Consider the following 23,673-nt stretch of genomic DNA (forward strand, 5'->3'; position numbering starts at 1 on the left):
GAGAGATTTTTGCGTTAGGTGGTTGAGTATTTTTTTATTTGGAAGTCCCTTATAATTGAGGCAGAGCCTCTTAACTGTATTCCCACGCGGAGCATGGGAACCAGAGAGTTCTCTATTTAAATAAGAGTTAAATAAGAGAATTTTATCTTATTCCCTCGTGAGCAATAGATAATTACTATAAATTACTAGGTACTGTTTTAAATTTATCTATTGAACCGAGAGAATAATCCTCTAATTTAAAATCAGCGAAAGGCTTTTTCTCTAATCTATCTCTTAAGGCTTCATCTAATATTACCTCTTCAGCTTGTTTTTTGACACCAATGATAATAATACTGCGTTGATAAGCTGTTGAATCAAGGCTTACTTGACAATCTTTTCTCTGAAATTGTCCCAGATTTAATAAGCGATAACCTTTAACACTGGATGTACTACTAAATATCTTTTTTCCTAATAATTGGATTTGTTTAGAACGTTCTAAGGCGCGACTTTGTTCGGCGGTAATATCACCTTCGCAAGAAGCTGTTCCTACGGAAATAATCTCACTGGGATTTTCCATAATTTTCTGAATTCCTTCTTGTTCTAAATTAGATTTTAAGGAATCAAGGGTAATAGTTTGATCATTATATTTAATTTGATATGTACTGCCTAATTGCCATTTATATTCCACTGATAAAACCGCAATATTAAATTCGGCAACTCTCCCTTGACTATCTTTTCCTTCTTCATAGGGAAAATAATCAACTTTGCCTTGTTTAACTGGTGCTTGTCCATAGTCAGGAGGTAAAGCCGCAAATTTGGTATTTCTAAATGCTAATGATACCCACCAAAGTAGTAATAAAGAAACTATTAAAGCTGCAAACCAGGATAATAATGGTAATTTTTCAGGTTGTTTTTGCGGGGTAATAACGGTATTATTGGTAGTTGGGTTATTAATTATTTTTGTTTTTCCTAACCCGCCAATATTCCCGGTTCCGGAGGTATTTTTTGTGAGGTTATCTTCAATTTCTGCTAATCTTCTAGAAATTTCTTCAGCATTGCTAGGACGCTGATTGACTGCCATTGACATTAACCAATCAATGAAATCTAATAATAATGGAGAAATATGATTGGCATGATGTCGCCATTGTAAAACATCTAAATGAGGATCATACAATTGTTCGGGGGGAAATCCCGTTAATAAAAATACAAATGTCCGTCCTAAAGCAAAGAAATCTGATTGGGGTATGGCTTGTCCTTGCATTTGTTCTGGGGGACTATAACCTGATGATGAAATTGCTGTCATTCCTCCACCATTGGCTAAATAGGTTCTGGTAATTTCTCTGGCTGTACCAAAGTCAATTAATACTAATTGTCCATCTGGACGAATCATGATATTTGATGGTTTAATATCTCTATGTAGGTATTGTTGGTTATGAACTAAATCTAATATTTCTAATAGTTGTTTTAACCAGACTATGGCTTGGGCTTGAGAAATGGGACGGTTTTGTTGTTGTTTTAACCATTGTTCTAAATTTGGGCCTTCAATTTTTTCCATCACCATACAATGCAAGATGAGATTATTTCTGGTTTGATAGGGAAAATAACCTTCTGTTTGCGGAATACCAGGATGATTTAGTTGTTGTAAAACGTTGGCTTCTTGTTGAAATAGTGCTAAGGCTTTACTATCATTTGTTAATTCTTCTTTGAGGACTTTGAGGATTTTTGGGGTGTCTTGTTGATAGGCTTCGTAAATTTTGCCAAATCCAGTTTTATCACTTAATAAACGTAATACTCGATAACGTCCTATCAATTCCAATTGAGAACCACAACTTTGACAAAAACGGTTTTCGTCATTATCTGGATGGTTAGGTTGAGAACAAACTGGATTAATGCAAAGGCTCATAATAGGGAACAGGGAACAGGGAACAGGGAATAGGGAATAGGGAATAGGGAATAGGGGTAAGAGGTAAATATGTATCTTTAATTTTGCTTTCTACCAATTACCAATTACCAATTACTAATTTGAAATTATCTCATGTTTGTGATGCTAAAAAAGTGGCAACTGTTTGATTAAATTCTGTGGGGTTGCTTAGAAATGGCCAATGATTTCCGGGAACTTGACACAAACTTAAGTTCTTGAGGTTGGTTTTGTAGGGTTGAATTTGCCAATTTTGGCGGTTTACACCTTTTTCTGGTTGTATAAAGAGGGCAGGTGTGTCAATTGGGTGAATAAAACCTGGTACTTCCATAACTGCGTCAAAAATCCCGTCACGGGCGGCTATGGTAAATTTGCTACCCCAAGTCCCGTTGGGTTTTTGTTCAATTGCGGCTTGAAAAACTTGCTGTTGCAAAGAACTCCAATTTTGATATTGACTGAGTTGTTTAATTTTTTGTTCAGCTTCGTCGTAACTGGCAAAAGGTCCCATGCTTTTCAGAAAGGGTAAAACACGATACAAGAGAGGAAATGTGATTTTTAGGAAACTGGGCATTTTCCAGATAAAAATGGGATCTACTAAGGTGATACTTTTTAATCTGGTTGGGTTCTCTCTAGCCCAAATAGCGGCTAATTTCCCTGTCCAGGAGTGGCTGACGATATGAGCCGCAGACCATCCTAGTTTGTCCATTAATGCTTCCAAATCAGCGATCGCACTGGCAAAGCTATAATCTTGTTCTGGCTTACTACTCTCACCATGACCACGCATATCTGGCGCAACTATATGGTAATTTGCTGCTAAATAATCTCCCAAACTAGACCAAACCAAGGCATGATCAGCCATACCATGTAATAACAGTAATGGTTCTTGACCTTGACTCCATTCTAAATAAGAAAGTTGAATATCAGATGTTGATAGAGTTTGACGTACAGGCATGATTTTGTCAATCTTTTCCAGGACAGGGGAAGAGGGAATTTTACCAGAAAAATAACTTTTTTGGGATTAATTTTTAATTTTGATGATTGTACTGATTAGCACGAATTAATGGAACTAATAAATGTCAAAATCAAGAATAGGAATACACTACAGTGGTATGCACTTGAATAAGATACAAAAGTTATCTACAAAGCCATACAGCAAAAGACTTTCAACTTTTCTGTTCCCTGTTCCCTGTTCCCTGTTCCCTGTTCCCTGCTATGGGATATTAAAATTACTATGCCAGAAATAGAACAATCCATTGCCCAACACTATCACGACCGGACTAAGTACCACCCTGAAACCCTGGCTTCTAAAAGTCGTAATTTAGACTGGAATAAACAGCCAGTACCGTTCAAAGAGTATAAAATTGGCTCTGACATTGACCTCAAACCTTATCTGCAAGAAACAGCGGCAACTGTTGCCAATCAACAAGATACCAAATGGTGGTGGCGGCTTTCTCAACTATTATTTCACAGTTATGGACTCACGGCAAAAATGCCTTCCTTGGGTAATACAGTATACTTACGTTCTGCGCCTAGTGCGGGGGGCTTATATCCGGCTGAAGTATATTTAGTTTCTCGCGGGACACCATTATTACCGCCGGGACTTTATAGCTATCAATGTCGAACTCATTCTTTAATGCACTTTTGGGAAAGTGATGTTTGGCAAAGTTTACAATCTGCTTGTTTTTGGCATCCTTCCCTAGAAAGTACCCAATTAGCTATAATTACAACTGCGGTTTTTTATCGTTCGGCTTGGCGTTATGAAGACAGGGCTTATCGGCGGATTTTTCTGGATACGGGGCATCTTTTAAGTAATATTCAGTTAGCTTGTAATATTGCTGATTATCGCTCTCATTTAATTGGCGGTTTTGCTGATGAGGCTGTTAATGAATTACTTTATATTGATCATGAACAAGAAGGAACAACTGCTGTTTTAGCTTTGGCAGATTTGTTAGATGTGCGCCAAAATTTACCACTAGGACGGACTGCTTTACCTTCGACAACTGCAACTAATTATCCATCTATTCCTGATGGTGAATTGCTGAAATATTTTCACATAAATACTCAAATTCCAGTGAATAACAGTAGTAAGTTAAATTTACCAAATGTGGAACTAGAAAAGTCTTTGGAAGATAAGTATAACTTCCCTTTTTGTGAAAAATTTTCGACTCGAACTACACCAATTTATTGGGGAGAAGATTTAGCAGATTTATCGAATACTATCTATAAACGCCGTTCAACTCGTGCTTATACTGGTGATGATTTAAGTTTTGATGAATTGAAAGCTTTACTTGATTTTACTTATCAACCCCAAAATTATATTGACCAAAATTTAGATCCTCACCCTGATTATTTTGATTTGAATTTAATAGAAACATTTGTAGCTGTTTCTGGAGTGCAAGGATTAGATCCAGGCTGTTATTATTACGCACCTAAAGCCCAAGAATTACGGCAAATTCGGTTTAAAAATTTCCGTCGAGAATTACATTTCTTATGTTTAGGACAGGAATTAGGCAGAGATGCAGGTGCAGTATTATTTCATACTGCTGATTTAAAAAATGCGATCGCTCAATATGGAGATCGTGTTTACCGTTATTTACACTTAGATGCAGGTATTTTAGGACAAAGGCTTAATTTAGCAGCCATTCGTCTTAACTTAGGTGTCAGTGGCATCGCTGGTTTTTTTGATGACCAAGTAAATAATGTCTTAGGTATCCCTATGGATGAAGCAGTGATCTACATTACGACACTAGGAAAACCCAGGTAGAAGCAAAGGAGTCAGGCACATAAAACCATTTTGGAAATTCTGCACCGCATTCTGGAGTGTACGTCATTTTCCAATAGATACCTAAATTCTGTCCAATACAATATTGACCATCTGGGTGGTATTTTTGTAGTGTGGGTTTGATAGATTCTGTTAGTAAAATACCTTGAAAATGTTCTTGCCAATTTTGACCTACGGTACGCTTCGCTAACACAGGCGTACTGTCAGACTCCAATACTTGTCGGTTAAGGAAATGTAGGTTGGGTTGAGCGATAGCGAAACCCAACAAAATCCTTGATAATGTTGGGTTATGGCTGATGCCTCCGGCGATAGCGAAGCGCTGCTGCAAGCAGTTCGCAGGGATACGCCACACTTCGTGAACTTGATTGCTTCTCGTCCCTCGCAATGACTGTAAATATTTTTGTCCGATAAAAGTTACTAAAATCCGTGAAATCAGCGCAATCCGTCTAATCCGTGATTCAGACCTTTTTCCCCGCGTAATGCTTATAATCCGCAATTCTAACCTTATTTTTTTCAAAATGAGAATTGCTGGGCAAATACGGGGGTTGCCCCTACGGATTTTTAATTATCTTGACGGATTACGCCACCAACAACAGGTTTAATTTCTCCACTGGAAAATGGATCTGTGCCACCTGTCCAATTAAAGTCACTAATGCGAATACTAAAACCGCCTAATTCTAGCACCGGATTATAACGCAGGGTAATACCGTAGGTGCGGCGGCTATATTCGACTATGTAATCAGTGCTGGTGCTTTTACCTGTATCTAGATTAATGGATGTTTGCAAACCTAACTTAAGTGATCCATAGATTTGCTGATAAAGTCCTGCATTCAGGACTCTGTTATCCACTGAACGATCAAAAAGAAAGGGTGATAAACCGCTATTAGTTCCTTGGGAGTAGGTGAGATTAAAGGCGGTATAATCTAAGTAAGGGCGAGAGAAGTTACCAATCTGTCCTACTAAGCCAATAGTCCCAGTTAAGGTAGTTTGGTTATCACTGCTACTATAATAGCTAGTAGTTCCTGTGACACCTGCGATCGCCTGCAAATACGGTACGATAGGAGTAGGGGTATATTTTAATCCCTCACTAGCTGTAGCTGCCAATGGTTGCCCTTGCCACAAATTGATACCACCACTCAAGGACACAGTTCCTTGTAAACGACCCAGAGAAATGCGATCGTTTTTTCGTCCTGGTGAGAGTAAATCTTGACGGTCAGTATTTGCATCTATATATTGAGCGCCGCCTTGATAACTAAGATTAATACCGGTTTTGCCTAAAGGAATAATAGGAGAACTGATGATGCCACCGAGACTACTTTGGACAGTTTGATAGCCAAGGCTACCATTATATAGGCGATCGCGGTAAATAGATTCTAAACTCAATATATAAGGATTAACATTACCCAAATTTTGGCGTAACCGCAAACTTCCGCGCAAGTTATTTTCTAACTGATTGAAATCAAAACTAGTTAACTCCCCCGCACCTTCCAAAATAGTTTTCGGACTAAAAACAGCATTTAGCCTAGTCTTCACACCAAATAAACTGGCTACATTCTCCCTATCCTTAAAAGCCCTTTGCAGATAAAACTGGGGCGTAATAGTCCAACGTTTTTGATTAACATTAATCGGTTCAAAATCCCGTTCTAAATACAAACCATCTCGTTTACCCTTATCAAAACCAGGAGAAACAATAGTAGGATTTACTTTACGTGGACGACGATCTATTGTCCGACTATTAACAGGCAGAGGGATAACAACCTTTTGATCAAAAACCACCCTTTGACGCTGGGTAGTAACTTTATCTATCAAAGGCGCTTCCCGCGTCACATTTACCTGCTCCGCTCTTAATTCTAATTCTGGTGGTGAAAAAGGATCATTAGTAATTCTCACATCTTGCGCTTGAAAACCTCGCGGATAAAATTCAATCCGTTGAGCTTCAAACCTGAATCGTTTCACCGTACCCCCAGACTTAGGTGCAGGGACATTTCGCGCGTCTGATTGACCACTAGCGCCAAATTGTATACCCCCTGAACTGTTCACACTCGTCAGCGGCTGATTAGCGCGAATGCGATTACTTAACGGCTGGCTAGATACACCCCCTGCTGTAATATCTGTAGGTAGAGTCGGTGAAAAAGCAAAATCTGTACCTGCTGTGGGGATATAAAGTTCACCTTTACCGTTTTCTAAATCCCCATTATCTTGAATAAAATTATAGGTAAACCGTTGTCCTTGGAGTACCTGATTACCTCTAGTTAACACCACATTACCTTCCCCCACCGCAATCAAATTATCCAAATTAATTTGTAGGGTATCGGCATCAATTACTGCCCCATCAAATCTGACGACAACATTACCATCAGCAGTCACAACTCGCCTTTGTTCATCATACTCCTGGCGATCGGCAATTACTTCCACAACTCTGCCTTTCCCCACAGGAATCTTCTCTACTGTCGGCGGTTGGGGTGACGGCGGAAATTCTACAGTCGTAGGTGTAGACTCTTGATTTTCGGGATTGCGAAGCTTGAATTCAATAATATTTTGGATTGGTGCAGCAGGTTTTTTATCACCAACAGACAACCGCAATTTCCCCCCCGATTCCTGTAAATTCACATTACTAGGCTGAGTTGGGGGGATAGATGTTTCCGCTAAAACTGCCGATTGTTCAGGATAGCTAGGTAAAGACTTGGGTGCTAAATTTTCCGGTGGAGATAACAGAGAAAAAGACTTCTCAACAACATTTGCCTGGACTATGCTGGTATTTGATTGATATTTGTCATCCTGATTTTTACCAACAATTATCAGTTTTCGCTCATCAGTTTTCACCTTGACAATAGGAACAGAAGCAGCATCATCAACAGGTTTTAAAGATTCAATACTTGGAGGTAGCTGAGGCGGTAATACTGGATGAAACATATTTTCAATCTGACCAAAAAGCAAAAAATAGCCGGAAGGGTGACATACTCCACACACTCCCTTATGCCTTGCGGCACGCTTGCGCGAACGGGTGAGTGTTGGCTTCTCAGCGACTCTTCTATGAAGACATTGACTGAGCTTTAAGACCGTGTGTCCCACGGTTCTTGATATTTATAGCCGCATTTAGATCCCTGCACAAACTTGTATGGCAGATAGGACAATTGTGCATTCTTTGGGATAGCGGCTTTTTAACTTTATGACCACCCTTCGGCAAGCCCAGGGCATCGCAACTAGAGCATTCTTGGCTTGTACCGTTTGGATTTACAGCGATTACTTTTAGTCCAGCATTTACGGCTTTGACTGTTAGTATCGAAATAAATTGTCCCCAACCAGCATCATTAATACTTTTAGCCAATCTTGTTCTAGCGAGTCCTTTTATATTCAACTTTTCCACAGCAATAACATCGTACTTTTTGAGTAGATTGTTTGCAGTTTTAAAGTGAAAATCTTTGCGGGTATCTGACACTTTCTTGTGTTGAATAGCCAGTTTTTTAATCGCTTTTTTACGACGATTAGATCCTTTTTTTCTACGAGAGACGCGACGCTGTGCAGATTTTAATTTACGTTCAGCTTTACGCAAAAACTTAGGGGCGGCAATTCTTTCATCGTCTGAGGTGACAATAAAATCAATTAAACCTACATCAATACCAACGATATTATTAGCATTAAAATCAGGTTTAATCGTTGCAACTGTTTTGTCATCAAGGCTTAGAGTCACATAATATCCGTCTGCTTTTTTAGTGACAGATACAGTTTTAATCTCAAACCCGTCGGGGATTTGACGATGAACAATTACCTTTACATCTCCTATTTTAGACAGCGTAATCTTGTGATTAACAAAGTGATGTTGCTTGAATTGAGGAAACGTAAATGTTTTGTATTGTCCAACAGCTTTAAATCTAGGTCTACCAGATTTTTTGCCGTTGCTATCACCTTTCAACCATCTATCAAAAGCTAATTCAACTTTTTTAGTAACTTCTTGTAGCACTTGAGAATGAATATCTCTGTACCAAGGTCGGTCTTTTTTTAATTGGGTTAATGATGCTTGCTGACTAAAGCGATTAGGTTTATCTTTTAACTCTGGTAAATGACAAACGACAACGGAACATCTATCAACAGGAGAGCGATTTGCTTCATACCAATTAAACCGTTGAGCAAGTTGATAATTGTACTGACAACGCAGCATATCTAGTATTTTATCAATTTTTTCCGCTTGTTTTTTTGTTGGCTTTAATCGGTATTGGTAAGATGTTCTCATGTTTTTCGTTTCCTTTCGACCTGTTTTTATGATAACATAAGGGCTAGACACTAAAGACAGAACTATTACATCTTTGGTAGAAGATTGGATATATTCTCTTAAATCGGAAAATGTTGATTTGTCATTGACCAACAGGCGCATTCATCCCACACTCTTAAGAGTGAGATGTGGGACTTCTGCTGTTTGTGTTCAATCACATCTTAGCCAGTTTCTACCTTCTAGCCACCAGAGTTAAGTTATTGGCTATTTATTCTGCATCCCTACGACCAGGGTTACGGGCTGGGTCATTAGACAAAAACCCGAATATGAAAAGGCTAACAAACAAACCGACAACAATATAAACAGCGATTTTTAAACTCAACATAGAACTAACTCCCAGGGGTTTGCCAAACAGTAATTAACTTATCTTACCCATATCTTGTTCTTTTTGCGAAGGAATAGGGAAAAGGGGTAGGGGAAGTAAGGGAAGTGGGGGAGGTAGGGGAAGTAGGGGAGTTAGGGGAAGTGGGGAGGTAGGGGAAATATCTATTACCTATTACCCATTACTTATTACCTATTACATTGGCAACACGATGTTTGATAACTTTTGCTGGTACACCTACCGCAATGGAATAAGGGGGAATATCTTTATTGACTACTGCACCTGCACCAATAATGCTACCTTCACCAATGGTAACTCCATCTAATACAGTCACACCATGTCCTAGCCAACAGTCATCTTCAATAGTAATTCCGTCACGAGTCACACCTTGCTGTTTTATGGGTAGCAACAAGTCTGTAAAAACATGATTATTAGCATAGATTCCACAATGAGATGCTATCAGGCAGTTTTTACCAATGCGGATATCTCCCTGACCAGCAATACACACACCAGGAGCTATATAAGTATTTTCATCAATATATATAGAAGTATTATCCATACATCCGATATCTACATTTCGCTCAATTGTGACTTGATTACTAATATACATTCTATTGTTTTGATGTCCTTTGGCATCTAAACGCACACCCTTGAAGATATTCACTCCGTTCCCAATTTCAATACATGAACTTCCAGTTATTTCTACTCCATGTTGAATAAAAACTTCATTACCCATACTGCCAAAAATATTTTGATATACCAATCTTCTTAGCTGTGGTCCCATTGCAATTGTTGGTAAATCTCCCAATAAAGTAGTTATTAATAGTTCTTGAAATCTTTCAATTTTTGCAGAATATTTTTGGTCAATCATGATAAATCTCTCGTGAATCAATTATTTTTAGGCAAGAAGGAATTCAGGAAAATCAAAAATGATTTTCCTCGATACTAGAAGCAAGCAAATTTATCCCTAAAAATCCCCAAATATCTGCAAAATTCCCAATTATGGCAATACATAAGTTTGCCTACAGTTGTCAATTGTGTACTCAATTAGTGAAAAACTCTCGATTTAAACAGTTTTGCAATGATGTCTAAATAAGTTATTTCATCTAAGTTTAGCCTCATTTTTATATGCACCTGTATTGAATTAATCAGCAACGTTAATCACCTTTTTCTGGGTTGCATAAATTCACTAGCTAATATCAGTGCATAGCAGTAGTTAGTCTCAGTTAATCTCTGGGCAAGTAATTGGACAGAATTAATGACACACCCTGTTTTTTGTTCTCTGATAACCTGATTGAAGTTAATTTTGTCAAACTACTGATGAGATTAATTTGGTAAACATATCAACTTTTACTGTATCGGGAAAGTTGAGACAGTTGGTAATGCAACTACGAATACAGAAATATTCATGCAGATCAATTACCAGCGGATTTTTGCCATATTTTTTCACAAATGGCTTTAAATATTTGTGTTTTCACAACAATGAATTTCCGTAGGTATTAATAGTGCTAGAATCACTTCTTTTGTGTCACAATTTGATTTTTATTCAATTGGGATGATTATTTTTAAATAAAAACTACTATGGTGGAGTGTCTCCCACATCTGCCATGATGTTAAAATTCACCATTGGTGCAAACAAGAAGGCACTACCACGACTGCTGTGGCGGCTTTCTTGTAAATAACTTGTAGAGTATACGGCTCTAATCATGTTGCACACAAATGATTTATAGGGTAACTAAATTACATTTTCAATTACAGAATTATTGTTTGGGAACAATTGCTATTAAGCATAACATATTTTTGATTGAGTGAACAAGTTTTATCAAAGGTAATAAATACAGCAGAATTCAGGAGTAAAAATGGCTTGCTGTTCGGCTTTGAATTTAGAGCGTGTACTTCATTAATCTGCAATTTGCTGTAATATATTTAGATCCCTGACTTGTGAAAGAAGTTGGGAATCTTTGATTTAGATTTACTCAATGAATAAAATTTAATTTGTTTTAATTAAGTTTGGACAAAACTGTGAAGTGATCTACTGGTAACAGTGCTTTGTAACCTGCTTGTAGCAGCACTTTGCGATCGCTATTTTGCCTATATACACAGCAGATAATTAAATTTTACTAAAACTTTAGCCATAAATCAGGAAACCCCGTAGACTCAGGACACCTTTTAGTTTCATGTTTATCTCTAGAAATTAAATAGTTGCCAATTCTTAACAAAGTCATCAAACGTTGACAAATACGGTATAAAGAGTTGGCAATATTAGGTAAAAACAGTAAACAATATCCATAGCTGAACTTAAAGTTTTTCTAAACTATGCAGCCAATTCGTACTTTTAATGTATCTCCTTCACTACCATCCAGACTAGAACCCCTGCGGAAACTAGCCTATAATCTCCATTTTGATTGGAATGTGGAGAGCAAAGACCTGTTTCGTCGTTTAGATCCTGATTTATGGGAATCTACCCACCATAATCCAGTATTGATGCTGGGAACTATCAGTCAAAGCCGACTATTAGAAGTTGTTGAAGATGAAGGCTTTTTAGCGCAAGTAGACCGAGCAGCGCGGCAGTTAGAAGATTATTTGCAGGAATATACTTGGTATAAAAAACAAAGAAATCAGCACCAGAAGGAATGTTACGCCTATTTTTCTGCTGAATTTGGGTTAGTAGATTGCTTACCTATCTATTCAGGTGGTTTGGGTGTACTCGCAGGAGATCACCTGAAATCTGCGAGTGATTTGGGATTACCTTTGGTGGGTGTGGGCTTATTATATCAACAAGGCTACTTTGCCCAGTATCTTAATGCTGATGGTTGGCAGCAGGAACGCTACCTCATCAATGATTTCCATAATATGCCCTTGCATTTGGAACGCAACCCCGATGGTACAGAATTACGGATTGCGGTAGATTATCCTGGACGCAAGGTATATGCACGTGTGTGGCGTGTTCAGGTAGGGACAGTACCCCTGTATATGCTTGATACTAATATTGAGCCGAATAAGGCTTATGACCACGATATCACCGATCAGTTGTATGGTGGTGATATAGATATGCGTATCCATCAGGAGATTATGCTGGGGATAGGTGGGGTGCAAATGCTCAAAGCCTTGGGCTATGAAGTCACTGCTTACCACATGAATGAAGGTCATGCGGCTTTCTCGGCTTTAGAACGCATTCGCATTCTGATTCAGGAAAAAGGACTGAATTACAGAGAAGCTAAACAGGTGGTGTCTTCTAGTAATATTTTCACTACCCACACTCCAGTTCCCGCGGGAATTGACTTGTTTGCTCCTGATAAGATGTTGCATTATTTGGGTTACTATGCAGATATCTTTGGTTTACCGAAAGAGCAGTTTTTAGGTTTGGGACGAGAAAATACTGGTGATTTGTCTGCACCTTTCAGTATGGCAGTTTTAGCACTGAAGATGGCGACATTCTCTAATGGTGTGGCACAATTGCATGGTGTTGTTTCCCGCCAGATGTTCCAAGGTTTGTGGCAGAAAGTTCCTGTGGAAGAAGTACCAATTGCTGCTATTACTAACGGTGTCCATGCCCGCAGTTGTGTAAGTAAATCCACGCAAGAGCTATACGATCGCTATCTTGGTCCAAATTGGTCATCAGCACCACCTGATAGCCAATTGTGGGAACGCATGGATGCAATTCCCGATGAGGAGTTATGGCGGAATCACGAGCGCTGCCGTTTGGATATGGTGTTGTATGTTCGAGAACATTTAGTCAAACATTTGCGCGATCGCGGTGCTTCTGCTTCTGATATTGTTCAGGCACAAGAGGTGCTTGATCCTAACGTTTTTACCATTGGCTTTGCCCGTCGTTTTGCTACTTACAAACGCGCTACTCTATGGATGCGTGATTTGGAAAGAATTAAAAAGATTTTACTCGCTAACAAACACCGCAAGGTGCAGTTTGTGATTGCTGGGAAAGCACATCCTAAAGATATTCCTGGTAAAGAATTAATTCGGGATATTAACCGCTTTATCCGCGAACACCATTTAGAAAAACAGGTGGTATTTGTCCCTAACTACGATATTCACATCGCCCGCTTAATGGTAGCAGGTTGTGATATCTGGTTAAATACTCCCCGTCGTCCCCGTGAAGCTTCTGGGACAAGTGGCATGAAAGCTGCTATGAATGGTTTACCAAATCTCAGTGTTCTTGATGGTTGGTGGGATGAAGCGGACTATGTTCGCACTGGTTGGGCAATAGGACATGGTGAAAACTATGATGATCCTAATTACCAAGATGAAATAGAAGCTAACGCCCTCTATGAGTTGTTAGAAAAGGAAGTTATTCCCCTATTCTATGATCATCGTGATGGTGATGGTTTGCCTCGTCCTTGGGTAGCAAAAATGAAAGATGCGATTCGGTTGAATTGTCCTTTCTTTAATACAGCCCGGATGGTGCGAGAATATGCAATGAGAGCTTATTTCCCGGCGAGCGATCGCTATCATACCCTCACCGTTGATAATTATAGCCCAGCCAAGGAATTAGCCGCCTGGAGAGCAAAATTAGGTGAACACTGGTTTAACATCAAAATCAAAGATGTTGACGTATCCGCAGCATCAGACATTGAAGTTAATCAAACTGTAGCGGTGAAAGCTAAGGTAGATTTAGCAACTTTGAAAAATGATGATGTGCAAGTAGAACTATATCAAGGTTCTATTGATGCCAACGGTGATATCGTCAATGCTGTACCTGTAATCATGGATTATCAAGGACAAGATCCAGAAAATTCCAGTCTTTATACCGCAAATATCACCTACACAACTTCTGGTTTGCAAGGTTTATCTTTGCGTGTCTTACCTCGAAATCAATACCTCTCTAGCCCTTATGAACCCAGATTAATCGCTTGGGCGGAATAAGCAAATAATGTAGAGATGTTCCATAAAACGTCTCTACAGAAATTGTTAAAAATATAGATTTCACCATTTAGGGGGGTGTTTGAAAAGTCATGATTGCTGTATCAAATATTTTACCCCTCCCTAACCCTCCCCTTATAAAGGCTATCGTGTACACACAAGTTAAATTACCCCCCTTAATCCCCCGATGCTTTAGGGGAAAACCAAAAAAATTAGTTCCCTCCCCAAAGCATCGGGGAGGGTTAGGGTGGGGTAATTTGAGGAATAATGGTGATTCGATAACTTGTGTGTACACCGTAGCCTTATCAAGGGGAGGGAACTGGATTTTTATTGTTTCCCCCTTAAGGGGAAAGGGGGTTCAGAGGAAGAAGCAACAGGAAACAGAAAAAACTCATGTTTAAAAACATGAGATTGAAATAATGACACTGTTTTTTTTCGTGCTACGCATCTTTTAAAAACATCTTTTTCTTGACTGAAGTTCTAAACTCAGCAAATGAGTGTTTCCTATCTGTTCCCTGTTCCCTGTTCCCTGTTCCCTGTTCCCTGTTCCCTGTTCCCTTTTTTTGTAACAATGTGATGAAAATTACGGGATAGCACTTTTCAAACAACCTCTTAGGGTATAGCCTGGAGTAGACGATTCAAAACGATCTTACCTCTATCAATTACCTGAACACGAATATAATTGGGATCATTTGGTTTCCAAACAACTTGATATTTTGTCCCATTATTATTCCAAGTGTAAATTTGACGTTCATGAGAACCAGAAGCAACAGCACCAGATAAATTAATAGAAGTATTTTTGGGAATATGCTTCCCATAGTATTGATAGGAGTTATTGGTAAACTTTAAAGTCACCGTCCACTCTTTATCACTAAATGTATTATTTGGATAGTTAAACTTTTGCACAGCCATTGCTTGACTAGGAATAGCCATATCAATAATTGCAGGTGTAGAAATTCCTAAAATTGCCGATAAAATGATAGCTTTAGTGTTCATAATCTTCCTATTTGTAAACCTAATGTTATCTTATTGTGTGTTTAGTCGTGAGCAAAATTATTGACGTTATGCTGTAGTTTCTTCGTTCCGAGAAATTCTGGAATTAAACAACTTAGGAAAAAACAAACCAGAATTTTCTTTGTATTCCGCAAACTCAGGATATCGAGATAAAGATTGATCTTTTCTCCGCATATTGGGAACAAATATCATGGCTATGAATAACCCCAGAATCAAGAAAGATAGCCAATGTTGACTTAACATAGCAAAAGCCAGATAAATCAACACTTCTCCCAAATAATTAGGATTACGACATTTAGCAAAAAAACCTTCTGTAATTAATCCAGTTTTGTACTTCAGTGTATAGTATTTTTGAGCATCACTAGCAAAATGTAAAAATACACCCGCAATATTTAAAGAAATAGCAGCAGCGACTAAAGGTAAAGGGGGAACAGTACCACTACTAATGAGAATGAATGGTGCTACCCAGTACAAACAAAGGAGAACAAAGGTAATAATTCCTTGGGAAGTAGGAATTTCTTGCTCCCATTGCTTATCTGGAAATATCCTATCTTTTAGTAACCAAAGAAAACCATAAGTACCATGAAGGGAAAGATAAACCCAAGCTCCAATAGTAAAATTATGGTATAAAACCATTAGTCCTAAAACGATAACGAATGTTAGACCTTTGTGAAAATTAATGGGATACTTTATTTTCATATCCTGCTTCTTCTTTAAAGGGCTGAAAATTAGGGAAAGAAATAGAGAGATAGTCCAGTTTCCTCTATCTCTCTGACATCATTATTTCTTCGCAATTATCCACACTGCGTGAACAATACCCAGAATATAAAAACCAAAGATTGTCAAAAGTAAATTAATCCAAAAATCCTTACCAAACCCGACCTGCAAAAATACTCCTAAAGGTGGGAGAAAAATCGCAACTATAATTCTGACTACATCCATATCCATGTTATTCTCCTGTAGATGTTCAATGTTTCTAGACTTAACATCACCTAATGTGGTGACGATTCCTGAAAAATTTGGTCAACCGCACCTTTTAACCACCGCTGATTTTAGCTTTATAACCCAATTTTACCAAAATCTCTAAAATCTTCTGTTTGTGGTCTCCCTGAACTTCAATTTCATTATCTTTCACAGTTCCACCTGTGCCGCATTGGGCTTTTAACTGTTTTAATAAAGTAGCTAAAGTTTCCGGTGTCGTTTGAAAACCAGTAATCACCGTGACAGTTTTCCCCTTTCTTCCCGCGCGAGTAGCTTGGATTCGCACATTTTGCTGATTGGGGGGTAAGTCTTGGATTCCCCGTTCTACAGCGCGTTCCAGTGCGGGTGAACTACCGTTACCAAATTCTTGGTAGACAAAGCCTTTGTCAGATTTGGGATTAGCCATAATATTTAATGCAGGAAAAATAGACTTTTATTGTAAACAATTTTAGCCTACCCATCTATTTATTCACAATTCAGATGGAAGAGGTGGTCATTAAACGCAGATAAACGCAGATAAACGCAGATAATTTTATATTTCATTAATTAAACTATCACATCCTGTAAATCCTTAAATCCTGTACTTCAACTATGGCTACGCCACGCAGGCGATCGCTCAGTAACCGTATATCCTGATTCTGGCATGGTTTTAAATTATCTGCTATTATTTATGATAATAAGATAGTTTCAAAAAGAAGAGTATGATTTCAATAAATCAAGCACAACAACAACTACAGAATTTAATTGATTCAGTTAATCAATCTCATCAACCTATTGTTATTTCAGGAGACAATAGCAACGCAGTCTTATTATCTGAAGCAGACTGGAAATCTATCCAAGAAACTCTTTATCTTCTTTCTATTCCAGGGATGAGAGAATCAATTAAAGAAGGATTAGCAACACCGATAGAAGAATGTAATGGAGAATTAGATTGGTGAATTGGAATTTAGTTTAAGTAGGTGAGCGTTGAAAATTGTCGTTATGGCAAGGCAAAAGGCAAGAGGCAAGAGGCAAGAGGCAAGAGTGAAAAGGGTTTGGGCGATTTTACATTTCTTTACACAGTTTGGTTTTATTGTGTTCACCTACTTACACCAATAATTAAAAATCCTCATCATCTTTTAAAAATAAACCTTCTAAATCTCGATAACCACTAACAACACGCAAAATTTCAATACCTTCCTCAATGGGACGATAAAAAATTAGGTAATCATTAAGAGACTTCCAAGAAATAAATTATCCTAAGAAACGAACCACAGAGGCACAGAGTACACAGAGAGAGAATTTCTGCATCAGTTTTGGGACATTTTTTTATTTGGAAGTCTCTAACAGGAAAACTGCGGACATTAGTTGCTAATTCATCACGGCTACGTCCCATACTAGGGAATTTTGCTAAGGAACGCAAATTTAATAACCTGCAATTCTGATGTAACCTGGAATGGTGCGTTACGCTGTCGCTAACACACCCTACTTTTGCACCTTATTTAATTCACATTCCTAACCTTTCACATTTACTATTAATTTTGCTAAGAAGGCTTTCTGCTGCATCAAAACTACTATTGTCTGCTATATAATCAACTATACTCTCAATGTCTCGACTGGCTGGAACTGTAAATTTACAAATATTGCTCATTTTCCAGCCTGAGTCCGTTTTTGTTGAAGTTTTTTTCTTAACCCTGAAAATAGTTCTTCAGCATCTACAAATTCACCTCTATTAGCTGCTGCAATTCCTAGACTAATTTCCTGCTGTAATTCTTTAAATTTTCCTTGATATAAAAATTCCCATTCATCATTTTCCAGTAGATGAATAAAGGCTAATACTTGGTGTTGTTTTTCTGGTGACAATATCCGTACTTTTTCTACAATAGTGTTTTCAACAGTCATAAAACCTCGCGGTAAGTGGGAAACTCAGTGTCTTTAGACACTGAGAGGGATGGTTCGACGCAGCTCACCAGCCGCGACACGAGCAGTTAGACAAGCTCACTGACCACAGTTTTAACCGCTGTGGATGTTAAAATTGAAACCAGATTTTTGATTGGAATCTGGAAACCAACTCCCATTTCTGGGGTAATGTTAGCCTTGGGTTACTGACTATCTGTTCAACATAATCTTCTTTAATTCTACAAGCATCTAATTTGATTTACTATCAGATCCTGTAAATCCTCAAATCCTGGAAATATTGAAATTAAACCATACTTAATTTAGAAATAAAAGCGAAAACTAGAAATTTGAGGATTTTACACCATTTTTCCCCTAGTTTTTTCTAGTTCCCATGCTCTGGGTGGGAATGCAGTTGAGAGGCTCTGCCTCTACTATAACTGGAGGTAGAACCTCTAGGATGGCATTCCCAGTCAGAAACTGGGAACGAGAAACTCTTCTTCTTCTTTCTCTTCCTTCGTGTTCTATCCCTTCGGGACGCTCCGCGAATGCTCCTTCGTGGTTCATTATATTGAAAACGGTTCATAGTTTAACCAAATATGAAACCCCTCTGGTAAACCTCTCCAGTATTAAATGTTATTCCTTTTCCCTCTCCTCTTAGGCTCCTCTTAGGAGAGGGTTAGGGAGAGGTGCGGGGAGAGGCTTTCAACTTGTTCTTTGTATGATAAAAAAGTCCAGCTTCTAGCCGTTTTGAGTATAATTCTTTAAATACTTCATGAAAACATCCATAGTTAAATTATAAAATATCATGGCAGGTGAACAAAACCAAAAGAATATCTTCTCTGAAAAAACATTTGAAGTCATGTCTAAATTTTCAAAAGATTCCAGGACTTACAGGTTTTTCTCTAGAAAGAATGTTTAGATTTCTCAATGCTTTTGAAATTGATGTAGAAATTAGAGTAAAACCTAAATCTAGCCATAATGCACGGATAACTGTAGTTTAAAGACTCATTCAATGACAGAAAATATTGATCCAAAAACCAGTACCAGCAACGTAATTATCGTCTTAGTAGAACCAGCCGGTCCATTGAATGTCGGTTCAGTGTCCAGAGTTATGAAAAATTTTGGCTTATCTAAACTAATATTAGTCAATCCTCAATGCGATCGCACATCAGATGATGCCTTAAAAATGGCAGTTCATGGTAAAGATATTTTAGAATCTGCGGTCATAGTAGACACATTACCACAAGCCTTACAGGGCTGTGTCCGTGCGGTTGCTACTATGGGACGGGAATACAGTGGAGAACTACCCCTAGATACCCCTCACACCGCTTTACCCTGGTTATTAGCAGAAGCAGAAAAGCCTGTAGCTTTAATTTTTGGTAGAGAAGATAGAGGATTAACTAATGAAGAATTAAATTATGCCCACAAATTAGTTTTTATTCCTACCAATCCCGAATATCCATCTTTGAATTTAGCTACAGCGGTTTCTATTTGTTGTTATGAATTATCACAATCTACTAACTTATTTACAGATCAGAATATACCCGATTCAGAAATTGCCCCATTAGATGCTATGGAAGGATTCTATCAGCAATTAGAATCTTTGTTGCTTTCTATTGGTTATCTTTATCCCCACACCGCAGCTAGTCGCATGGAAAAATTCCGCCACTTATATAATCGTGCTTATCTACAAACTACAGAAGTGGCAATGTTACGAGGGATTTTACGACAGGTAGAATGGGCAATTAATAGAAAAAACTCCGAAAAGCTGGATTAATTGTGAGAATTTGCTCAGAGGATGTTTTAAAAGTGGTATTCCGTAATTTTCATCACATTGCTACCCCCTTTCCCCTTGTAAAGGGGGGAAACAATAAAAATCCAGTTCCCTCCCCTTGTAAAGGGGAGGGTTAGGGAGGGGTAAAAAATATTTAATACACCAACCATAACTTTTCAAACACCCTCTCAAGTATGTTCTCAAAATCCATGCGGTTTTTAACGATAATGCTATCAACTATACTCAACACGGCTTAATTATTTGATTTAAGCGGGTAGGGGTTTAGCAGTGCTAAACCCCTACAAATCTAGGTTTTTCGTGATTTTGCAAAAGTCCATGTCCCAACCGTTTTGAGTATAAACTCCGAGGAGTTCCAGTATTTCTGGAACTCTCAAACTAATCCCTATGCTTGAAATCATGCAAGTAGTGAGACAGAATTAATTACACAATGTTATTGCGTAAGCGTTGCGTGGCGTTAGCCATATGGAACGAAGTGAAATGAAGCAATTCCAAGGGTTGTGATTGCTTCCCTTCGCTTGCAATGACTGTAAATATTTTTGTTCAATTACTTAACACAATTTTTGCTACTGTATTCGACAAAATCAACTTATCAATTCAACTGCAACTTCCTGTGCTTCCAACACATTAATTTCATCTAAAATCCGCCAAATTTCTTGCAGCATTGGCTCTAAACCGGTGCGAGTTACGGCAGAAATTATGAACACTGGTGCTAAAGCTAGATGATTTAATTGAGTAGCTAAAGCCTCCAAATCAACAGTTTCTCTATCAACAGCATCTATTTTATTTAATGCCAAAATTTGTGGACGTTTAGCTAAACCTCGTCCATAGGCTTTAAGTTCTTCTTGAATAGTATGGAAATCAGCGATGACATCTTCACTTGTGGCATCAATTAAGTGTAATAAAACCCTTGTCCGTTCAATGTGACGCAAGAAATCATGACCTAAACCGGCACCATGAGAAGCACCTTCAATTAAACCCGGAATATCAGCGAAAACTGTACCATCACCTGTGGGTTTTTTGACTACACCCAAATTAGGAATTAAGGTAGTAAAGGGATAATCGGCGATTTTTGGACGTGCGGCAGATAAAGAAGAAATTAAAGTTGATTTTCCCGCATTTGGTAAACCAATAATTCCGACTTCTGCTAACAATTTTAACTCTAAACGTAATACCTTTTTTTCCCCTTCTAAACCAGGGAGGGCATATTCGGGAACGCGGTTGCGGTTACTCAAAAAATGTTGATTTCCCAGTCCACCTTTGCCACCTTCTGCGACTCGAAAACTTTGTCCGGGTTCAACTATATCACATAGTAAAACACTCGTTACCGCATCATATACAGAAGTACCACAAGGAACTTCAACAATTAGATCTTTCCCACCTGCACCAGTGCAATTATTTGGACCGCCACGTTCTCCATTTTGTGCCTTAAATAAATGCTTGTATCGAAAATCTAACAAGGTTTGCAGATTAGTATTACCTACAAAAATTACTGAACCGCCTTTTCCGCCATTCCCACCAGATGGACCACCTGCTGGGACATATTTTTCTCTACGAAAAGCGACAATACCATCACCTCCGTTACCTGCTTCTACTTCAATTACTGATTGGTCTATAAATTGCATAATTAGTCAGTTGTCAGTTGTCAGTTGTTAGTTGTCAGTTGTCAATCACGCTAACAATTGACTACTAACAACTAATTTAAATATAAGGTGTAACATCTTCCCCACAGTCATCTGCTAGGTAGGAAAGGGCGCGAAAGCGTAACCCTACCATTTGTTCATAAAGGGGGTTAATTTTACACAGGGGCGGAATATGAACTATTTTCCGGCCAAATAAGGTTACATCTCTTTCAAAGGGACATTGGGAAGGAATCATCTTACACAAAAATTTCGCCACTCTGGGGTCTTGAATATCTAACCCGTCTAACCATTGACGCAAGGGAGTTAAAGCGTCTAGGTGGGGGGATTGAAGTCCAGTAGGGGGGAAATCAGTTGTTTGTGCGGTATCTTCTAGGGTATGACGTAAGGCTGTGAGTAAACTCTCTTGCAGTTCTAATTTTTGACACAATTGCTGAAGTAGGTCATCTTCACTAGGTGAGTATATACCATCAGCGATCGCTACCATTACCGCTGTCCGCAAGAAATTTTCCGCTACAGGTGTACCTTTACCTAATATAGCCGCTAATTCATCTGGTTCAATTATCTCTAAAGAATCCCAGTTAATAGCAGGGGCTAATTCATCTTTGGTAAGATTAGTAATTAATTCCTGTTCTTGGGTATCAAAGTTACCATCAGCCCAAGCAATGGTCAGTAATCCCCGTAACCACGCAATAATTTGTTCGCTACTGTAAGCAGTTTGAGCAGTAGTTGTCATAAAAACTCACGCCTTGTAATTTTTATTAGATAATCTTAAACTACCTTGAAAAGAACTACATTTCTGTACATTTAATTGGCAAAAATAAAGGGAATTTAGTTTGAGTTGAGCGACTCTTAACCCAACATGAGCAGGAATTTTTTTGAGTTTCCTCGCGTTAACTCAACCTACGATATAAATACTTTTTAGCCTGAACTCAACAGTATTGATTCACAACGGCATAAAATATAGATATAATTGATTATATTTGTCATTAATTAGGTATAAAGTATGTTCTGCTTTGGTATTGAACATGAAGTTGCTTTTCTCAATGATCAAGGAAAGTTTGCAGATTTCCATAATACAAAATTTGGAGATTTTCAGCAAATTGTTGACAAATTACCTATCTATACTACTGATTACCCACAATTAAGAGTTGGTGATGCTGGGATTAAGAAAAAGCGTTGGTATATTGAGGGCTTTGAAAGATTTAATGACTCTGAAGAAGTAATTGACTGTGTAGCTAAAGGCATCGAAATTAGAACAACTATCCACCCTACTATTCAAGGAGCAATTGATGAATTAACCGCAAGTTTTATTTTATTAAGTGATGTTGCTGCTAATTTTGGGTTTTCACCTGTTTTAGCCAGCTTTAATCCCTATACTTGCGTGTTTGAGCCACAACCTCCATTAAATGATTTTGAAATTAGGCAATTACAAGCTTATCCAGATGAACAAACTGCTCATATTTATATGGTTTCTTATGGACCAGATTTAAATATTTCCCTAGCAAATTTATCTACGGAAAGGTTAATTGATATTGGGAAGAAGTTAACTTATTACAGTCCTTATATCATTCCTTTTAGTTATAGTTCTCCTTTTTATAATGGTGGTTTATGGGGAGGTTTATCAGTGAGGACATTTATCAGAACGGGGAAAAGATCCGCAACATTAGTTTTTTTGGATAAAACGGAAGAATTAATCAAAAGTGTGCCTTCCTTAACAAAAATTGCCCGCATTCCTTCAGAAGTAGGACGGATAGAATTTAAAGCTTGTGATAGTTGTGATAATTTCGCTATTTATGCAGGTTTATTAGCTTTATTAAAAGGTTTAATACTAGATGAAACTTTACCAGGTAGAGCAATTATACCTGATGCTAATTTACACCAAATTTCTGCAAAATCAGGCTTTGAAAATGAAGATGTTTTTGCCAATTCTCAGAAACTTTTACAAGTTGCTGAAATCGCCCTTAAAGATGATCCTGATCTAGAATTTTTAACCTCACTGAAAGTAATTTTATCTGAGAAAAAAACAAAATCTCATGAATTAATTAAGTTATTCCAAAATTCAGGTTCAATTGAAGCCACTCTCAACCAAACTTATGGCAATTTTGGATTTTAGATTTTGGATTCTAGATGACCAATTTCCTCTAAGTAGGTGAGCGTTGAAAATTGTCGTTATGGCAAGGCAAAAGGCAAGAGGCAAGAGGCAAGAGTGAAGAGGG

General features: G+C 38.1%; 20 protein-coding genes and 1 pseudogene. 5 read left to right on the top strand and 16 right to left on the bottom strand.

Going from position 1 to position 23,673, the window contains the following annotated elements; genetic code table 11:
• Positions 1-175 precede the first annotated feature (175 nt).
• Both HEQ36_RS24905 and HEQ36_RS24910 read right to left on the bottom strand, forming a co-directional pair.
• A complete protein-coding gene (locus HEQ36_RS24905; RefSeq protein WP_168635793.1) occupies positions 176-1,882 on the bottom strand; it encodes a serine/threonine-protein kinase in 1,707 nt (568 codons plus the stop codon).
• 130 nt (positions 1,883-2,012) lie between these two features.
• The gene (locus tag HEQ36_RS24910; protein WP_168635794.1) at positions 2,013-2,849 is read right to left on the bottom strand and encodes an alpha/beta hydrolase; all 837 of its coding nucleotides are present in this window, start codon (positions 2,847-2,849) and stop codon (positions 2,013-2,015) included.
• A 279-nt stretch (positions 2,850-3,128) separates the two neighbouring features.
• Here HEQ36_RS24910 and HEQ36_RS24915 point away from each other — a divergent pair, with 279 nt between their 5' ends.
• Positions 3,129-4,661 carry a SagB/ThcOx family dehydrogenase gene (locus HEQ36_RS24915; protein ID WP_168635795.1) on the top strand — a complete coding sequence of 511 codons (1,533 nt, stop codon included), beginning with the start codon at positions 3,129-3,131 and terminating at the stop codon, positions 4,659-4,661.
• A 10-nt stretch (positions 4,662-4,671) separates the two neighbouring features.
• Here HEQ36_RS24915 and HEQ36_RS24920 read toward each other — a convergent pair.
• From HEQ36_RS24920 to HEQ36_RS24945, 6 genes and pseudogenes are all read right to left on the bottom strand, one after another.
• Positions 4,672-4,893, bottom strand: a pseudogene (locus HEQ36_RS24920) (Uma2 family endonuclease); the annotation flags it as partial.
• 347 nt (positions 4,894-5,240) lie between these two features.
• A complete protein-coding gene (locus HEQ36_RS24925) occupies positions 5,241-7,592 on the bottom strand; it encodes a DUF3769 domain-containing protein (protein WP_168635796.1) in 2,352 nt (783 codons plus the stop codon).
• Positions 7,593-7,710: 118 nt separating this feature from the next.
• Positions 7,711-8,910 (bottom strand): RNA-guided endonuclease TnpB family protein, encoded by a 1,200-nt coding sequence (locus tag HEQ36_RS24930; RefSeq protein ID WP_168636176.1) that lies wholly within the window; start codon positions 8,908-8,910, stop codon positions 7,711-7,713.
• Between the two features lie 247 nt (positions 8,911-9,157).
• Entirely contained in the window at positions 9,158-9,274 is a 117-nt protein-coding gene (locus HEQ36_RS24935) for a photosystem II reaction center protein I (RefSeq protein WP_081424311.1), read from the bottom strand.
• A gap of 178 nt (positions 9,275-9,452) precedes the next feature.
• A complete protein-coding gene (locus HEQ36_RS24940) occupies positions 9,453-10,142 on the bottom strand; it encodes a DapH/DapD/GlmU-related protein (protein WP_168635797.1) in 690 nt (229 codons plus the stop codon).
• Between the two features lie 708 nt (positions 10,143-10,850).
• The gene (locus tag HEQ36_RS24945; protein ID WP_255540000.1) at positions 10,851-10,979 is read right to left on the bottom strand and encodes a hypothetical protein; all 129 of its coding nucleotides are present in this window, start codon (positions 10,977-10,979) and stop codon (positions 10,851-10,853) included.
• Positions 10,980-11,587: 608 nt separating this feature from the next.
• On the opposite strand from HEQ36_RS24945, the gene glgP reads away from it, so the two are divergent.
• On the top strand, positions 11,588-14,152 hold the full coding sequence (glgP, locus tag HEQ36_RS24950) for an alpha-glucan family phosphorylase (RefSeq protein WP_168635798.1): 2,565 nt from the start codon (positions 11,588-11,590) through the stop codon (positions 14,150-14,152).
• Between the two features lie 609 nt (positions 14,153-14,761).
• Here the strand turns inward: glgP and HEQ36_RS24955 are convergent.
• The 4 genes from HEQ36_RS24955 to HEQ36_RS24970 all read right to left on the bottom strand — a co-directional run bounded on the left by HEQ36_RS24955 (position 14,762) and on the right by HEQ36_RS24970 (position 16,550).
• Positions 14,762-15,145 (bottom strand): hypothetical protein, encoded by a 384-nt coding sequence (locus tag HEQ36_RS24955; RefSeq protein ID WP_039199477.1) that lies wholly within the window; start codon positions 15,143-15,145, stop codon positions 14,762-14,764.
• A 66-nt stretch (positions 15,146-15,211) separates the two neighbouring features.
• On the bottom strand, positions 15,212-15,862 hold the full coding sequence (locus HEQ36_RS24960; RefSeq protein ID WP_168635799.1) for a DUF1295 domain-containing protein: 651 nt from the start codon (positions 15,860-15,862) through the stop codon (positions 15,212-15,214).
• Between the two features lie 81 nt (positions 15,863-15,943).
• Entirely contained in the window at positions 15,944-16,105 is a 162-nt protein-coding gene (locus HEQ36_RS24965) for a YqaE/Pmp3 family membrane protein (RefSeq protein ID WP_039199490.1), read from the bottom strand.
• Positions 16,106-16,199: 94 nt separating this feature from the next.
• Positions 16,200-16,550 (bottom strand): translation initiation factor, encoded by a 351-nt coding sequence (locus tag HEQ36_RS24970; protein WP_027403218.1) that lies wholly within the window; start codon positions 16,548-16,550, stop codon positions 16,200-16,202.
• Between the two features lie 295 nt (positions 16,551-16,845).
• Here HEQ36_RS24970 and HEQ36_RS24975 point away from each other — a divergent pair, with 295 nt between their 5' ends.
• Positions 16,846-17,082, top strand: coding sequence for a type II toxin-antitoxin system Phd/YefM family antitoxin (locus HEQ36_RS24975; RefSeq protein WP_027403217.1), 237 nt, complete (start codon positions 16,846-16,848; stop codon positions 17,080-17,082).
• A gap of 548 nt (positions 17,083-17,630) precedes the next feature.
• Here HEQ36_RS24975 and HEQ36_RS24985 read toward each other — a convergent pair.
• On the bottom strand, positions 17,631-17,774 hold the full coding sequence (locus HEQ36_RS24985) for a type II toxin-antitoxin system RelE/ParE family toxin (protein WP_168635800.1): 144 nt from the start codon (positions 17,772-17,774) through the stop codon (positions 17,631-17,633).
• The gene (locus HEQ36_RS24990; protein ID WP_168635801.1) at positions 17,771-18,025 is read right to left on the bottom strand and encodes a hypothetical protein; all 255 of its coding nucleotides are present in this window, start codon (positions 18,023-18,025) and stop codon (positions 17,771-17,773) included. Before HEQ36_RS24990 ends, HEQ36_RS24985 begins: the two co-directional genes overlap by 4 nt.
• A gap of 1,009 nt (positions 18,026-19,034) precedes the next feature.
• Between HEQ36_RS24990 and HEQ36_RS24995 the strand changes: the two genes are divergently transcribed.
• Positions 19,035-19,799, top strand: a complete 765-nt coding sequence (locus HEQ36_RS24995) for an RNA methyltransferase (protein WP_053540764.1) — start codon at positions 19,035-19,037, stop codon at positions 19,797-19,799.
• A gap of 599 nt (positions 19,800-20,398) precedes the next feature.
• Here HEQ36_RS24995 and obgE read toward each other — a convergent pair.
• Both obgE and HEQ36_RS25005 read right to left on the bottom strand, forming a co-directional pair.
• Positions 20,399-21,439 carry a GTPase ObgE gene (gene obgE / locus HEQ36_RS25000; RefSeq protein ID WP_053540765.1) on the bottom strand — a complete coding sequence of 347 codons (1,041 nt, stop codon included), beginning with the start codon at positions 21,437-21,439 and terminating at the stop codon, positions 20,399-20,401.
• Between the two features lie 76 nt (positions 21,440-21,515).
• The gene (locus HEQ36_RS25005) at positions 21,516-22,190 is read right to left on the bottom strand and encodes a Mo-dependent nitrogenase C-terminal domain-containing protein (RefSeq protein WP_168635803.1); all 675 of its coding nucleotides are present in this window, start codon (positions 22,188-22,190) and stop codon (positions 21,516-21,518) included.
• Between the two features lie 270 nt (positions 22,191-22,460).
• Between HEQ36_RS25005 and HEQ36_RS25010 the strand changes: the two genes are divergently transcribed.
• Positions 22,461-23,570 carry a glutamate--cysteine ligase gene (locus HEQ36_RS25010; RefSeq protein ID WP_168635804.1) on the top strand — a complete coding sequence of 370 codons (1,110 nt, stop codon included), beginning with the start codon at positions 22,461-22,463 and terminating at the stop codon, positions 23,568-23,570.
• Positions 23,571-23,673 lie beyond the last annotated feature (103 nt).

Origin of the sequence: Anabaena sp. 54 (genome assembly GCF_017355725.1) — a bacterium.
In the GTDB taxonomy this organism is placed as follows: Bacteria; Cyanobacteriota; Cyanobacteriia; order Cyanobacteriales; family Nostocaceae; genus Dolichospermum; species Dolichospermum heterosporum.

Coding starts and splice junctions, on each gene's coding strand:
- HEQ36_RS24905 (WP_168635793.1), bottom strand. CDS start 1,882: ATGAGCCTTTGCATTAATCCAGTTTGTTCTCAACCTAACCATCCAGAT.
- HEQ36_RS24910 (WP_168635794.1), bottom strand. CDS start 2,849: ATGCCTGTACGTCAAACTCTATCAACATCTGATATTCAACTTTCTTAT.
- HEQ36_RS24915 (WP_168635795.1), top strand. CDS start 3,129: ATGCCAGAAATAGAACAATCCATTGCCCAACACTATCACGACCGGACT.
- HEQ36_RS24925 (WP_168635796.1), bottom strand. CDS start 7,592: ATGTTTCATCCAGTATTACCGCCTCAGCTACCTCCAAGTATTGAATCT.
- HEQ36_RS24930 (WP_168636176.1), bottom strand. CDS start 8,910: ATGAGAACATCTTACCAATACCGATTAAAGCCAACAAAAAAACAAGCG.
- HEQ36_RS24935 (WP_081424311.1), bottom strand. CDS start 9,274: ATGTTGAGTTTAAAAATCGCTGTTTATATTGTTGTCGGTTTGTTTGTT.
- HEQ36_RS24940 (WP_168635797.1), bottom strand. CDS start 10,142: ATGATTGACCAAAAATATTCTGCAAAAATTGAAAGATTTCAAGAACTA.
- HEQ36_RS24945 (WP_255540000.1), bottom strand. CDS start 10,979: ATGATTAGAGCCGTATACTCTACAAGTTATTTACAAGAAAGCCGCCAC.
- glgP (WP_168635798.1), top strand. CDS start 11,588: ATGCAGCCAATTCGTACTTTTAATGTATCTCCTTCACTACCATCCAGA.
- HEQ36_RS24955 (WP_039199477.1), bottom strand. CDS start 15,145: ATGAACACTAAAGCTATCATTTTATCGGCAATTTTAGGAATTTCTACA.
- HEQ36_RS24960 (WP_168635799.1), bottom strand. CDS start 15,862: ATGAAAATAAAGTATCCCATTAATTTTCACAAAGGTCTAACATTCGTT.
- HEQ36_RS24965 (WP_039199490.1), bottom strand. CDS start 16,105: ATGGATGTAGTCAGAATTATAGTTGCGATTTTTCTCCCACCTTTAGGA.
- HEQ36_RS24970 (WP_027403218.1), bottom strand. CDS start 16,550: ATGGCTAATCCCAAATCTGACAAAGGCTTTGTCTACCAAGAATTTGGT.
- HEQ36_RS24975 (WP_027403217.1), top strand. CDS start 16,846: ATGATTTCAATAAATCAAGCACAACAACAACTACAGAATTTAATTGAT.
- HEQ36_RS24985 (WP_168635800.1), bottom strand. CDS start 17,774: ATGAGCAATATTTGTAAATTTACAGTTCCAGCCAGTCGAGACATTGAG.
- HEQ36_RS24990 (WP_168635801.1), bottom strand. CDS start 18,025: ATGACTGTTGAAAACACTATTGTAGAAAAAGTACGGATATTGTCACCA.
- HEQ36_RS24995 (WP_053540764.1), top strand. CDS start 19,035: ATGACAGAAAATATTGATCCAAAAACCAGTACCAGCAACGTAATTATC.
- obgE (WP_053540765.1), bottom strand. CDS start 21,439: ATGCAATTTATAGACCAATCAGTAATTGAAGTAGAAGCAGGTAACGGA.
- HEQ36_RS25005 (WP_168635803.1), bottom strand. CDS start 22,190: ATGACAACTACTGCTCAAACTGCTTACAGTAGCGAACAAATTATTGCG.
- HEQ36_RS25010 (WP_168635804.1), top strand. CDS start 22,461: ATGTTCTGCTTTGGTATTGAACATGAAGTTGCTTTTCTCAATGATCAA.